Below are 13,304 nucleotides of genomic sequence, written 5' to 3' on the forward strand. Positions count from 1 at the left end.
CGGCGGCAAAAGCTCGGACTTAGATCAACCGGCGCGGCTCGACGCCAGACCCGAGCCGTTCGAGCTGTCGCTCCCAGTCGGCGTGGTTGTCGACCTGGCCTCGCTCGCGCAGGGCGGCGATCGCCTCGAGATCGAGGGTGGCGAATTGCCAGCCCGGGGTGGCGTCGTGGCTCTTCACCAGGATGCCGTCCGGCGGAAAGCCGCGGTCGCAGGGCGTGTAGACGGCGGCATGGCCGATGTTGATATCCACGGCCGGTGACCACAGTGCCTCGCCGACGGTGGGCGAGTGGATCACCGCCACCTGTTGCTCAATGGCCCGTGCCTGGGCGCTGAGCCTGACGCGCTGGTAGCCGGCCTGGGTGTCGGTGCAACTCGGCACCAGCAGCAGTTCGGCCCCGGCCTCGATCAATGCCCGTGCCAGCAGCGGGAATTCACTGTCGTAGCAGATCAGGACGCCGAGGCGTCCCGCCGGGGTATCGAACACGCGCAGGCCATCTCCCGGGGAAATGCCCCATTCGTTGGTCTCGAAACGCGTCATGAGCTGCTTGTCCTGGAAGTCGGCATCGCCGCCTGGAGTGAACAGCCAGGCACGATTGACGAAACGGCCGTCCTCGCGCTGCCAGGGCAGGGAGGGGGCGAGCAGTGTCACGCCATGGGTGATGGCGAGCTCACGCCAGGTGTCGTGGAAGGCCTCGCGCCAGGGCTGCAGGCCATGCAACTGCGCCTGGAGGTCGTCGCGTTCGGCCTCGGGCAGCAAGGAGGTCAACTCCATGCCGCCGTATTCCGGGAACACCAGCAGCTCGGCGCCCCGGCTGGCGGCATCGTGCACCCAGCGGGCCGCCTTGGTGCGGAATGCCGCCATATCCTCGAGAGCCTCGATGGGATACTGGGCGGTGGCCACGCTGAGAATGGCGTTGCTCATGCCGGGGTCTCCCGCAGCCAGAACACCATGGGCTTGGCGGTTTCCTCGGTGTCGTCGAGGTCCTTCCAACTGAAGCTCGTGGCGAGTTCCGGGATACGCCGGTAGCCCCGGCCCTGCCAGAAATCGTGCAGGGGACGATAATCGGCTGGGCGACGCGGGTGGTCGTCCGGCCGCTCCACGGCGCAGAAGGCCACCCAGGCGAAGCCGGCCTCGGCGGCGTGGCGCTCCCGGGCATCCATGAAGGCGTGGCCGAGGCCGGCGCCGCGATAACCGGGGAGCAGGACCGATTCGCCGTAATAGAAAACGTCTTCGACCCGGTAGCCGGCCTTCTCGAAGGGGGCGCGGAACTCTTCCAGCTCGTCGGCCAGGGGCTGGGCAGTGGCGGCGCCGATCAGGCGTTCGCCGTCCAGGGCCAGCACGAAGAGGCTGCGCGGGTTGTCGGCGTAACGCTTGAGATAGTCGGCTTCATAGGCCGGGTCGCCGTCGTACAGATAGGGGTAGTCGCGGAAGACGCGGATACGCAGATCCGCCAGCGCTTCAAGATACGGGACGATTTCCGCCCCTTGGCAAGTCGTCAGTTGCGGTGTCGGCATGGCGTTTCTCGTCGACGATGTCGGGGATCGGTCAGACGGCGCGTCAGCGCTTCGTTCATGTCATGACCCTATCAGGCCAGTGTCGGGCTGCCCATCGCCACGGCGACGTTTTCTGCCGAGTCGGCGACGCCTCTCAGGCTCGACGGCGCAGCACCCAGAGGGTGACGAGGCCACCCACCAGTCCCCAGAAGGCGGCGCCGATGCCGGCCAGGCTGATGCCCGAGGCGGTGATGAGGAACGTGACCAGGGCGGCGTCGCGATGCTCGGTGTTACCCAGGGCGTCGGCCAGGCCCCCGCCGAGGGTCGGCAGCAGGGCGAGGCCGGCCACGGCCATCACCAGTTCGGCCGGGAAGGCGGCGAACAGCGAAGTGACGGTGGCGCCGAACAGGCCGAGCAGCAGATAGAAGCCGCCGGCGGCGAGGCCGGCGGTGTAGCGGCGCTCGGGATCGGCGTGGGCCTCGGGCCCTTGGCAGACCGCCGCGCTGATCGCCGCCAGGTTGAGCGCGAAACCGCCGAACGGGGCCAGGGCCAGGGTCGTGATACCGGTGCCGCCGATCAATGGCGAGATCGGTGGGGCATAGCCGGCGGCGCGGATGGCAGCGATGCCGGGCAAATTCTGGGAGGCCATGGTGACCACGAACAGAGGCACGCCCACGCCGATTATCGCGGAGAGCGAAAAGCTGGGCATGATGAAATCCGGGCTGGCCAGGGCCGGCGTGACTTCGCCCAGATGCAGCGAGCCCTCGAACAGGGCCATGGCGATGCCGACGGCCAGCACCATCGGGATGGCGTAGCGCGGCCAGAAGCGCTTGCCGGCGAGATAGGCGACACACATGGCCAGCGGCAGGCTCAGGTTGCGTTCCATGGCCATGAACAGGTCGAGCCCGAAGCGCAGCAGCACGCCGGCCAGCAGTGCCGAGGCCAGGGCGCGGGGCAGGCGGTGCATCAGGCGTTCGAACAGGCCGGTCACGCCGCACAGGGTGATCAACAGCGCCGAGAAGAGAAAGGCGCCGACGGCATCGCTCATGGCCACGCCGGGCAGGCTGGTGGCCAGCAGGGCGGCGCCGGGCGTCGACCAGGCGGTGAGCAGCGGCATGCGGTAGCGCCACGAGAAGACGATGGTGGTCAGTCCCGAGCCGATGCCCAGCGCCCACATCCAGGAGCCGATCTGTGCCTGACTGGCGCCGGCCGCCTCGGCGGCCTGGAAGATGATCACCGCCGAACTGGTGTAGCCGATCAGCACGGCGATGAACCCCGCCGTGAGGGTGGAGAGCGTGATATCACCGAGCGGCGCAGCAAGGCGGCTTGCCGAGGGTTTGCTGGACATGGTGTGGTCTCCCGTGGAGGAGGCTCTGAATAAATGCCTGCGCATGCAAATCGCTGTGTCGCGCGGTACTCGAAAGCTCGCCTAACTATCAGTTATGTCTCGCTTTCTGTGCTCCGTGCTCCTTGAGCTTCACTATGCTCGGCGACTTATTCAGCATCTCCTGAATGGTTGTGCGTTATAGCGCACATTCTTGGCAAGTTCGGCAAGATAGCATCGTGCGTTATCGCGTACAATCCGCGGCAGGGCTCGTGGAGATCGCCGCGGGCGAGTCGAAGTTGCGAATGTCTCGGAGGAGGATCGGCGTCGCATGGAGGATATTTCGCGACACATCGCCGCCACGCTCAGGGCGCTGCGCGAGCAGCGCGGCTGGAGCCTGGATCGCACGGCGCGGGAAACCGGCGTCAGCAAGGCCATGCTGGGGCAGATCGAGCGCGGCGAGTCGAGCCCCACGGTGGCCACCCTTTGGAAGCTCGCCAGCGGGTTTCGGGTATCATTTTCCGGCCTGCTGGGTGGCGGTTCGGCGCCGTCGGAGAGGGTGCGCCACGGCGCCGAGACCGTGTGGGGCGAGGATGCCGCCGGCATGCAGGTGGAGCCGTTGTTTCCCTTCGATCCGCTGCTGGGCTTCGAGCTGTTCGTGATCACCCTGGCACCGGGCGCGATCAGCGAGTCGGCGCCTCATGCGCCGGGCGTGGTGGAGCATCTGGTGGTGATCGAAGGGGCCCTCGAGATGCGCCTGGACGACGACTGGCAGCGCCTGGAAACGGGAGAGGGGCTGCGCTTCGCCGCCGATCGTCCCCACGCCTATCGCAATGCCGCCACGACGCCGACCCGCTTTCACAATGTGATCCACTATCCGCGCGATATCGAGTCGCTCAACGACTGAGCTCCGCTGCTTGCTCCTGCGATTCCAACCGGGCCAGGGCCTCGGGACGGTACTTCGCCAGCAGGGCCCACAAGCGGGCGGCGCTTTCGATATCGGGACGTCCGCGGTAATCGGCCGGACGGAAATGCATCTGGAAGGCGCGCAGCACGGCCCGGGTGCGCTCGTCGAGCCTGCCACTCGCGGGTAGCGTATAGCCCCATTCGGCCAGCGCCTGCTGGAAGGTGGTCAGGTCGGGCGGTCGCGTGGCGAAGCGTCGACGGTAATGGGCTACCTCGTCGGTATCGGGCCAGGCACCGATGCCTGCCTCGTGCAGCCGCTTCCAGGGAAAGGCCGGCCCCGGGTCGACCTTGCGTTCGGGGGCAACATCGGCATGGCCCAGGATGTCGTCGGGCGCGATGTCGTGGCGTGCCGCGATATCGCGGAGCAGGGCGATCAGGGTGTCGATCTGGGCGTCGGGATAGGGTGCCCAGCGCGGCTGGTCGGCACCGCGTTCGGGACCGGCATTGACGATCTCGATGCCGATGGAGGTGGCATTGAGACCGCTCTGGCCGCGCCAGTGACTGGCCCCGGCATGCCAGGCCCGCCGTGATTCGTCGACGAGCTGATAGACGCGCTGCTCGCCTTGCCGCGCCGGCACCGGCAGCAGGTAATGGCTGCTCACCCGAGGGCCGGTCAGGATCGACAGCGACGTCGCCTCGTCCTCGTGGGTGTAATGGAGAATCAACTGGCTAACCCGGCTGTCATGGGCGGATGACGGGTGCCCGTGGTCGACGCGGTAGCCGTCGCGGGACTCCAGAGAGGTGCAGCCCGCCAGCAGCGCGCTCAACACAAGAGCGCTCAACGGCAGGGCTCCCAATCGCCAGTGTTTGGTCATCGTGACCTCATCCACCCCAGAACAGCGAACGCGCCAGCAGGCCGAGCACCAGGGTCAGGGAGATGCTCAGCAGCGTGCCCAGCAGGACGTATTCGGTGAGCTTGCGGTCCTTGCGCTCGCGCAGGTCGCCATAGCGCAGCACCGACTTGGCGGTCAGCAGAAAGCCGACGGCGGCCAGTTCGTCCTGAAGCACCAGGGTCAGCACCAGCAGGCGTTCGAGAATGCCGATGCGGGCGCCGGCGGCGACCAGAGTGCCGGGGTCGACGACGTCCTGGCTCCAGGGGCGCAGGGCGAGCGCGATGGCCAGCGACATGGGGCGCGTGACCAGCAGGTAGGTGAGCAACAGGCCCAGGGTGTCGGGATGGGTGAACCACGCCAGGGCGGCCGTCAGCGGAGCCGTGCCATCGACCCAGACCAGCCACAGGCCGAGCAGTATCAGCAGGTGCAGGGCCTGGTCGAGCAGGAACCAGTGCAGCTTGCCGGGGTCGAGGTGCGACTTGCCCAGATCGATCAGCCAGTGGCTCGCCGCCACCACCAGGGCGCCGGTCGCGGCGAAGACGGTGCTGGCCCCGGCCAGCAGCAGGACCAGCAGAATCAGTACGCCATGCAGGCCGGCATGCAGATAGAGCGATGCCGAGCGTGCCTTGTGCTGCTGGCGCGAGTCCACCCAGCGGCGAGGCTGCAGCAGGAAATCGCCGGCCAGATGCACCAGCAGCATGCCGAGCAGGGTGGCGGTGGTCGCGGCGCTCATGATGACGGGCCCTCCATGGCCAAGCGTGAACGAAAGAAGGCCAGAGTGTCGGCCAGCAGCGTCCAGCGTGCGGTACGCAGACGCTTGTGGACGCTGGGTTGGCGGATGCCCAGGCGTTCGGCCAGTGCCTGCTGCGATTCGTCGTGCCAGAGCCGCAGGTGAATGATTTCGGCGGCGTGCCGGGACCAGCCCTCGATCAATTCGTCGACGTAGCGGATCAGCAGGTCGAGACCGGCATCCTCGGGCGCATCGACCAGCGAGAGGGCGAGGTGGGCATCGTCGTCCAGGGCATCGAGGCACTGGCCCGAGGTCACGAAGACCGGGCCGTCGGCGGCCGCCAGGGCCGTGTCGGGCTGCCAGGTGTCCTGACCGACCGCGACGGCGACGCGAGCGTCCCAGCGGCGCGTCTCGCCGTGCATGATGAGATAGGCGCGCAGTGCCACGGCGATCTCCAGGGCGGCTTCGGCGTGCGGCACGGCAAGCTGGAAACCGTCGCCGCGAAAGCGCTCATAGCGGCCGCCGTGGTGCGAGGCCAGGTGGTCGAGGGCGTCGTCGAGCACGCCATGCAGGTGCTGACTGTCGGCGATGCGGCGTGAATCGATGATATCGCCCGTGAGGACGGCTATGGGTTGCGTCATGGGTGGAGTATAGCCAATAAACGCTATTTTTCCACTTTATAGCTCAAAAAGGCTATATTCTTATTTTATAGCCATAAAGGGCTATTAACGGTCGTCAGTCAACGAGCCAGTTCCGTCATGGCGTCTTCCAGCCCGCTCAGCGTCATGGGGTACATGCGATCCTCGATCAATTCGCGGATCAATTGGGTGGAGTGGGTGAACTCCCAGAAACGATGCGGCATGGGATTGAGCCAGACGAGCTTGGGAAAGGCCTGGACCAGTCGCGACAGCCATACCGCGCCGGCTTCCTCGTTGAAATGCTCGACACTGCCTCCCGGATGGGTGATCTCGTAGGGCGACATGGCGGCGTCGCCGACGATCACCACCTGATAGTCGGCGCCGTAGGTGTTGAGGATGTCCCGGGTGGGCATGCGTTCGCGAACACGCCTGGCGTTGTCCCGCCACAGCCCTTCGTAAGGGCAGTTGTGGAAATAGAAGTGCTCGAGGTGCTTGAACTCGGCGCGGGCGGCGGAGAACAGTGTCTCGCAGGTACGGATGTGATCGTCCATGGAACCGCCGACATCGAGCAGCAGCAGGACCTTCACGGCATTGCGGCGCTCGGGGCGCATTTGGACATTGAGCAGGCCACCATCCCGGGCGGTGGCGCGGATGGTGGCGTCGACATCGAATTCCGCCGCCGCACCCTGGCGGGCGAAGCGACGCAGGCGGCGCAATGCCATCTTGATATTGCGGGTACCGAGCTCGCGGTCGGCATCGTAGTCGCGAAAGCGCCGTTCGTCCCAGACCTTCGCCGCCCGGCGATGCCGCGAACCATCCTGGCCGATGCGAATGCCCTCGGGGTTGTAGCCGTAAGCGCCGAAGGGACTGGTGCCGCCGGTGCCGATCCACTTGTTGCCGCCGGCATGGCGTTCCTGCTGCTCTTCGAGTCGGCGCTTGAAGGTCTCGATCAATGACTCGAGTCCGCCCAGCGATTCGATCCGCGCCTTCTCCTCCTCGCTGAGCTGCTTTTCGAATTCGCGACGCAGCCAGTCATCGGGAATCAGCGCCTCGATGCCTGCGTCCAGGTCCTCCAGACCCTCGAACCAGGCGGAAAACGCCCGGTCGAAGCGATCGAAATGGCGCTCGTCCTTGATTAGCACGGTGCGGGCCAGGTGGTAGAACTCCTGGAGGTCGGCAAAAACCACGCCTTGCTCGACCGCCGCGTGCAGGTCGAGCAACTCGCGCAGCGACACCGGGACCTCGAAGCGCCGCAGGGTCTCGAACAAACCGATGAACATGGCGGATCAGCGCCTTTGCCGACGCATCATGAAGGCCAGCCGCTCGAGCAGCTGGGTATCCTGCTCGTTCTTGACCAGGGCGCCGGCCAGCGGGGGAAGGGCGCGCGCAGGGTCGCGTTGGTAGAGCGCTTCCTGGGCCAGTTCGTCGGCCATCAGCAGCTTAAGCCAGTCGACCAGCTCGGAGGTGGAGGGCTTCTTCTTGAGCCCCGGGGCCTCGCGCAGCTCGAAGAACACCTCCAGGGCCTGGCCGACGAGGCGTGGCGCGATCTCGGGGAAGTGCACGTCGACGATGTCCTGCATCGTCTGCTTGTCGGGAAAGTCGATGTAATGGAAGAAGCAGCGACGCAGGAAGGCGTCGGGCAGTTCCTTCTCGTTGTTGGACGTGATCACCACCACCGGGCGATGACGGGCACGAATGGTCTCGCCGGTTTCATAGACGTGGAACTCCATGCGGTCGAGTTCCTGGAGCAGGTCGTTGGGGAACTCGATGTCGGCCTTGTCGATCTCGTCGATCAGCAGAACCACCCGCTCGTCGCTGGTGAAGGCTTCCCACAGCTTGCCGGGATGCAGGTAGTTGGCCACGTTCTCCACGCCTTCGATGCCCAGTTGCGAATCCCGCAGCCGGCTGACGGCGTCGTATTCGTAGAGCCCCTGGGCGGCCTTGGTGGTCGACTTGATGTGCCAGGTGATCAGTCGCGTATCCAGTGATGCTGCCAGTTCCTCGGCCAGCAGCGTCTTGCCGGTGCCCGGTTCGCCCTTGATCAGCAGGGGGCGCTGCAGGGTGACGGCGGCGTTGACCGCCTGCTTCAAGGCCTCGGTGGCCACATAGGTCGAGCTGCTGTCGAATGCCATGAATCGCCTCGTGTATGTATTCAAACGAGTGTACGTAAGGCTGCCTGCGCCGACAATCACCCGCGGTGTCAGGCTTGGCGATAGGTCTCGACCAGCGTGGCCGGATCGCTCTCGCCGTGGCCATGGGCGGCATGGGCCCGCATCAACTGGGCGGCCAGGCCGCTCATTGGCGTGGCGCTGAGGGTGCGGCCGCCCTGGGTCACGGCCATGTCCAGGTCCTTGAGCAGGGTACGCAGGTGCCAGGGCGGCGACGCGAAGTCGCTGGCGGCCATGCGCGGGGCGAGGATGCGCAGCGGCGTGGAGTCGGCGAAGCCGCCGGCCAGGGCTTCGGTGAGCCGCGAGGCATCGACGCCGCTGGTCTCAGCCAGGGCCACGGCTTCGGCAATCACCGCCGCCTGACAGCCGACGATCATCTGGTTGCAGAGCTTGGTCACCTGGCCGCTGCCCACCGGGCCCATGTGCGTGATGCGCGCGGCGAGCGGTTCGAGCAGGGGGCGGGCGGCGTCAATGTCGTGGTTCTCCCCGCCGCACATGATGGCGAGCGTGCCGGCCTCGGCACCGACCACACCGCCGGAGACGGGAGCATCCACCCAGCGCATTCCTCGGCGTTTGGCGAGTGTCGCGGCCATGTGCCGGGTGGCGTCGGGGTCGCTGCTGGACAGGTCGATCACCAGCTGACCCTGCCGCCCATGCTCGGCCAGGCCATCGGGACCGAACACGAGCTCCTGCACGACCTCGGTGTTGGCCAGGCACAACATGATCACATCGACGCTCTGGATCAGCGAGGCGACGTCGTCGGCAAGCCGTGCGCTGCTGTCGGCAGCCACGGCGGCGGCTTTCTCGGGCGAGCGGTTCCAGAGGGTGACATCGAAGCCGGCGTCGCTCAGGCGCCGTGACATGGGATCGCCCATCAGGCCGATACCGATGAAACCGAGGCGGGAGTGGGGCATGGGAAAAGACTCCGTTGTGGCGTTTCCGATGCCTAGAATGCTTCATGGAATCCATTTCCATCAAATCGTATGAGCATCGCGAATCGAGTACGTGCAACCAAGGTCGGATTGTCGCGGCGTGTCGAATGACGTTTCATGAGCGCAAACAACGAGATCACGACAGGCATGTCGGTGGACCTCGGGGGCCCAACAAAAAAAATGTCCCCCGAAGGGGACAAGTGGAGCACGCCAGCTCACGTCCTTTGCTATCCGAAAATCATGCCTGTATAAAAAAAGTAGAACAAAAACAAAAAGTTGAGGATTTCGTCATGCGGCGGCCCATTTCTTGGGCCGCCGCTTTCATGTCGGGCTGCACCAGTTGGTTACCGTCGAGCGTCTGCATGCCTCATGGCAGGGCAGTTGAACCGGCGTCGCCTTTCCGGCTTAACGGCGATAGTCTTGATATGTTCTCCCCATCGTCGTCACAGTGACAAGGAGCCCGTCATCATGCTGACCTATTCGCTGGCCCATTGGATGACCTTCCTCTCCGCCGCGGTTCTGCTGAATCTGTCGCCGGGCCCTGATATGGCGTTCATTCTCGGACAGACTGCCAGGCACGGTCGGCGTGGCGGTGTCGCCGCCATGTTCGGGGTCTGGAGCGGTGCCGCGCTGCATGTGGGCATGGCGGCGTTGGGACTCTCGGCAGTGCTTGCCACCTCGGCACTGGCGTTCTCGCTGGTGAAATGGATCGGCGCGGCCTACCTGGTGTGGCTGGGGCTGCAGATCCTGTTGCGTCGCGGGGCCGAAGCGGCATCCAGCGTCAGCGTGCCGAGCACGCCTCGTTCAGGGGCCATCTTCCGTCAGGGCATCCTGGTGTCGGCACTCAACCCCAAGGTGGCGATATTCTTCCTGGCTTTTCTGCCCCAGTTCGTGGTGCCCGGGGCCGGTCCCGCCGCCCTGCAACTGGCCCTGCACGGCGCCCTGATCATCCTGGTGGCGGCAGTGATCGAGCCGCCGCTGGTGTTCCTCGGCGCTCGGCTGGCGCGTGCCATGAGCGGCCATCGGCGACTCGGCGCCTGGCTGGAGAAGGGGCTGGGTGGCCTGTTCGTGCTGTTGGGGGTGAAGTTGGCGCTGAGCGAGCGCTAGGGGGAAACGCTGATTTATTGCTGCGCTCGATATCTTGGCTGCTGGCGGTACTCAATATCCTCATTTACTGGCGTGTAAACTCCGGTATCTCCGTTCCGGCAGCAGCCAACCTATCTTCGCTCGCAACATAAATCAGCGCTTCCCAAGAGAGTGGCCGCTTGGCGTCGCAATGAATAACGCCATTGGCCCGTTGTTACTCTTCTTTCCGCAATTGCTTGCGCAGTCCGGTGGGCACCTGCTTGATGATCAGCCGGTCGTTTTCCTCGTCGTATTCCACGGCGGCGCCGAGCAGGTGGGAGTCGAAGCTGATCGAAACGCCGGCCGCGCGTCCCGTGAAGCGCTTGAAGGCCTTGAGGGTTCGCTTGTCCGGGGGAATCTCGGGTGCCAGGCCGTAATCGCTGTTGCGGATGTGCTCGTAGAAGGCCTTCGGCTGCTGCTCGTCGACCAGCTCGGAGAGTTCCTCCAGCGTCATCGGCTCGCCACGGCTGGCCTGGTCGCTGGCGTAGTCGATCAGGGCGTCGGTCTTCTCGCGGCTGGTTTCCTCCGGCAGGTCCTCGTTTTCCACGTAGTCGCTGAAGGCCTTGAGCAGGGTGCGCGTTTCCTGGGAGGCATCGAGCGATTCGCTGGCGCCCAGCACCTCGGCGAAAGCGTCGGCGAGCTTGCGGCCACCGCGATCGCGCGTGTAGGACAGATAGGGGTGAGAGGCGCTGCCGGAGTGCCACTGGCCGATATCGAGGCGCGCGCCGAGTGTCATCTGGGAGAGGTTGAGTTGCCGGCTGGGCACGATCTCCAGTTGCTCGCCGATACCGAAGCCCTCGCGGTGGTGAAGCAGCGCCATGATCAGGTAGCGCGCTTCGCCCTGGCGATGATCGACGACCAGCAGGTGGCCGCCCAGCGGCAGGTGATCGTCGACCAGGGGGGCGATGGCATGGGCCAGTTCGTGGGTCAGTTCGGTGAAATCGAGTTCGTCGTCCAGGTAGCGCTTCAGATGGCCGGGCAGGCTGGCCTGGGTGTCGTCGTTGAAGCGTCCCCAGCTCTTGGCCTTGGCATGATAGGCGTCGTTGAGCCCGGCCAGCAGCTCGTCGAGGGCAGCCGAGGCCTCGAGTTCCCCCGAGGCGGGCACGACCCGGGCGGGGCTCTCGCCGTCTCGTTTGTCGATGCGGTGGATGATGCTGTGCAGGATCGGCATGGGGACCTCGCGGCTCGCGGATGACGGGCGGCGATGATACCGCAAGAGCCCCGGGTTCGGCTGCCCCGATGGAGCAGCGGTAGACGGCGGCGAAAACGAGCGTCAGGGCTTGAGCCGATAGCCGGTACGGAAGATCCAGTTCACCACGGCCAGCGAGACCGCCAGGAAGAGCGCGATCATGCCGAGGCTGGCCCAGATGCTGACATCGCCCATGCCATAGAAGCTCCAGCGGAAGCCACTGACCAGATACACCACGGGATTGGCCAGCGTCACGACCTGCCAGGCAGGGGGCAGCATGTCGATGGAATAGAAGGTGCCGCCGAGAAACGTCAGGGGCGTGATCACCAACAGCGGCACCAGCTGGAGCTTTTCGAAGCCGTCGGCCCAGATGCCGATGATGAAGCCCAGCAGGCTGAAGGTCAGGGAGGTGAGCACCAGAAACAGCAGCATCATCAATGGATGGGCGATGGTGAAGGGCACGAACAGGCTGGCCGTGGCCAGTACGATCAGGCCCAGGATCACCGACTTGGTGGCCGCGGCGCCGACGAAGCCGAGCACTACCTCGAAATACGAGATGGGCGCCGAGAGAATCTCGTAGATGGTGCCGGTGAAGCGTGGGAAGAAGATCCCGAAAGAGGCGTTGGAAACGCTCTGGGTGAGCAGCATCAGCATGATCAGGCCGGGTACGATGAAGGCACCGTAGCTGACGCCGTCCACTTCGCTGATGCGGGTGCCGATGGCGGCGCCGAACACCACGAAGTAAAGCGATGTCGAGATCACCGGCGAGACGATGCTCTGCAGCACGGTGCGCAGGCTGCGCGCCATCTCGGCGACGTAGATAGTCTTCACGGATCTCAGGTTCATGCGTCCTCCCGGACCAGGCTGACGAAGATCTCCTCGAGGGAACTCTGCCGAGTGTGGAGATCCTTGAAGTGAATGCCGGCGGCTTCCAGGTCGGCCAGCAACTCGGCGATGCCTGCGGGCTCGTCCTCTCCCTCTGCCTGGCGCGCGGCATCGTAGGTGTAGACCAGGGCGTGGCCGTCTTCCTCGAGGGTCAGGTCATGGCCGGCGAGGGTGTCGGGGATGCGTGTCAGCGGCTCGCTGAGGTGCAGCGTCAACGCCTTGCTGCCGAGCTTGCGCATCAGTTCGCGCTTTTCCTCCACCAGTACCAGTTCGCCGGCACGGATCACGCCGATGCGGTCGGCCATCTCTTCGGCTTCTTCGATGTAGTGGGTGGTGAGGATGATGGTCACGCCGTTCTCGCGCAGGCCCCTCACCACCTCCCACATGTCGCGGCGCAGTTCGACGTCGACACCGGCGGTGGGCTCGTCGAGAAAGAGAATCTGCGGTTCGTGGGCCAGTGCCTTGGCAATCAGTACGCGTCGCTTCATGCCGCCGGAAAGCGTGATCAACTTGTTGCGGCGTTTTTCCCAGAGGCTCAGCGAGCGCAGGGTCTTCTCGACATGGCCGGGCGAGGCCGGCTTGCCGAACAGGCCGCGGCTGAAGCTCACCGTGTCCCAGACCGTGGAGAAGGCCTCGCCGGTCAACTCCTGCGGCACCAAGCCGATGCGCGAACGGGCCTCGCGGTAGTCATGGACATTGTCGTGGCCATCCACCAGCACCTTGCCGCCGCTGGCGTTGACCAGCCCGCAGATCACGCTGATTAGGGTGGTCTTGCCGGCGCCGTTGGGACCGAGCAGGGCGAAGATCTCGCCGCGCCGGATCTCGAGATCGATGCCCTTGAGGGCCTGGAAACCGCTGTCATAGACCTTCGACAAGTCTTCGACATGAATCACCGTGGCATCACTCACCGGCCACCTCCTGTGTCGCTGGTGTCACGCCCAGTGTTGCGGGACTTGCTTGGAGTGCGCTGGCTGTCCTGTGCATCGGTACTCCCTCATGGAGTGAATGGCGACCCGTCTC

Annotated in this window: 14 protein-coding genes; 2 read left to right on the forward strand and 12 right to left on the reverse strand. The window is 65.3% G+C overall.

What is annotated here, in order from left to right; all coding sequences use genetic code 11:
- Nucleotides 1-19 precede the first annotated feature (19 nt).
- The 3 genes from HELO_RS07180 to HELO_RS07190 all read right to left on the reverse strand — a co-directional run bounded on the left by HELO_RS07180 (nt 20) and on the right by HELO_RS07190 (nt 2,842).
- A complete protein-coding gene (locus HELO_RS07180) occupies nt 20-922 on the reverse strand; it encodes a carbon-nitrogen hydrolase family protein (protein WP_013332064.1) in 903 nt (300 codons plus the stop codon).
- Nucleotides 919-1,515, reverse strand: a complete 597-nt coding sequence (locus HELO_RS07185) for a GNAT family N-acetyltransferase (protein ID WP_013332065.1) — start codon at nt 1,513-1,515, stop codon at nt 919-921. Before HELO_RS07185 ends, HELO_RS07180 begins: the two co-directional genes overlap by 4 nt.
- Before the next feature lie 133 nt (nt 1,516-1,648).
- Complete coding sequence (locus HELO_RS07190; protein WP_013332066.1) at nt 1,649-2,842, reverse strand: benzoate/H(+) symporter BenE family transporter; 1,194 nt, start codon at nt 2,840-2,842, stop codon at nt 1,649-1,651.
- Nucleotides 2,843-3,149: 307 nt separating this feature from the next.
- Here HELO_RS07190 and HELO_RS07195 point away from each other — a divergent pair, with 307 nt between their 5' ends.
- Entirely contained in the window at nt 3,150-3,725 is a 576-nt protein-coding gene (locus HELO_RS07195; RefSeq protein ID WP_013332067.1) for a helix-turn-helix domain-containing protein, read from the forward strand.
- On the opposite strand, the gene HELO_RS07200 is transcribed toward HELO_RS07195, so the two are convergent.
- From HELO_RS07200 to HELO_RS07225, 6 genes are all read right to left on the reverse strand, one after another.
- Nucleotides 3,715-4,599, reverse strand: coding sequence for an N-acetylmuramoyl-L-alanine amidase (locus HELO_RS07200; RefSeq protein ID WP_013332068.1), 885 nt, complete (start codon nt 4,597-4,599; stop codon nt 3,715-3,717). The genes HELO_RS07195 and HELO_RS07200 overlap by 11 nt on opposite strands.
- A 7-nt stretch (nt 4,600-4,606) precedes the next feature.
- A complete protein-coding gene (locus HELO_RS07205) occupies nt 4,607-5,350 on the reverse strand; it encodes a DUF3307 domain-containing protein (protein ID WP_013332069.1) in 744 nt (247 codons plus the stop codon).
- On the reverse strand, nt 5,347-5,988 hold the full coding sequence (locus HELO_RS07210; RefSeq protein ID WP_013332070.1) for a hypothetical protein: 642 nt from the start codon (nt 5,986-5,988) through the stop codon (nt 5,347-5,349). Before HELO_RS07210 ends, HELO_RS07205 begins: the two co-directional genes overlap by 4 nt.
- Nucleotides 5,989-6,086: 98 nt before the next feature.
- On the reverse strand, nt 6,087-7,265 hold the full coding sequence (locus tag HELO_RS07215; RefSeq protein WP_013332071.1) for a vWA domain-containing protein: 1,179 nt from the start codon (nt 7,263-7,265) through the stop codon (nt 6,087-6,089).
- Between the two features lie 6 nt (nt 7,266-7,271).
- On the reverse strand, nt 7,272-8,117 hold the full coding sequence (locus tag HELO_RS07220) for an AAA family ATPase (RefSeq protein ID WP_013332072.1): 846 nt from the start codon (nt 8,115-8,117) through the stop codon (nt 7,272-7,274).
- Between the two features lie 68 nt (nt 8,118-8,185).
- Nucleotides 8,186-9,067 carry an NAD(P)-dependent oxidoreductase gene (locus HELO_RS07225; protein ID WP_013332073.1) on the reverse strand — a complete coding sequence of 294 codons (882 nt, stop codon included), beginning with the start codon at nt 9,065-9,067 and terminating at the stop codon, nt 8,186-8,188.
- A gap of 486 nt (nt 9,068-9,553) precedes the next feature.
- Between HELO_RS07225 and HELO_RS07230 the strand changes: the two genes are divergently transcribed.
- Nucleotides 9,554-10,192, forward strand: a complete 639-nt coding sequence (locus tag HELO_RS07230) for a LysE family translocator (protein ID WP_041601986.1) — start codon at nt 9,554-9,556, stop codon at nt 10,190-10,192.
- Nucleotides 10,193-10,385: 193 nt separating this feature from the next.
- Here HELO_RS07230 and yejK read toward each other — a convergent pair whose 3' ends face one another.
- From yejK to HELO_RS07245, 3 genes are all read right to left on the reverse strand, one after another.
- Nucleotides 10,386-11,381 (reverse strand): nucleoid-associated protein YejK, encoded by a 996-nt coding sequence (gene yejK / locus HELO_RS07235; RefSeq protein ID WP_013332075.1) that lies wholly within the window; start codon nt 11,379-11,381, stop codon nt 10,386-10,388.
- Nucleotides 11,382-11,483: 102 nt separating this feature from the next.
- Entirely contained in the window at nt 11,484-12,245 is a 762-nt protein-coding gene (locus HELO_RS07240; RefSeq protein ID WP_013332076.1) for an ABC transporter permease, read from the reverse strand.
- Nucleotides 12,242-13,192, reverse strand: a complete 951-nt coding sequence (locus tag HELO_RS07245) for an ABC transporter ATP-binding protein (protein ID WP_013332077.1) — start codon at nt 13,190-13,192, stop codon at nt 12,242-12,244. The genes HELO_RS07240 and HELO_RS07245 overlap by 4 nt, the downstream gene beginning before the upstream one ends.
- Nucleotides 13,193-13,304: the final 112 nt, after the last annotated feature.

The organism is Halomonas elongata DSM 2581 (assembly GCF_000196875.2).
Classification (GTDB): domain Bacteria; phylum Pseudomonadota; class Gammaproteobacteria; order Pseudomonadales; family Halomonadaceae; genus Halomonas; species Halomonas elongata.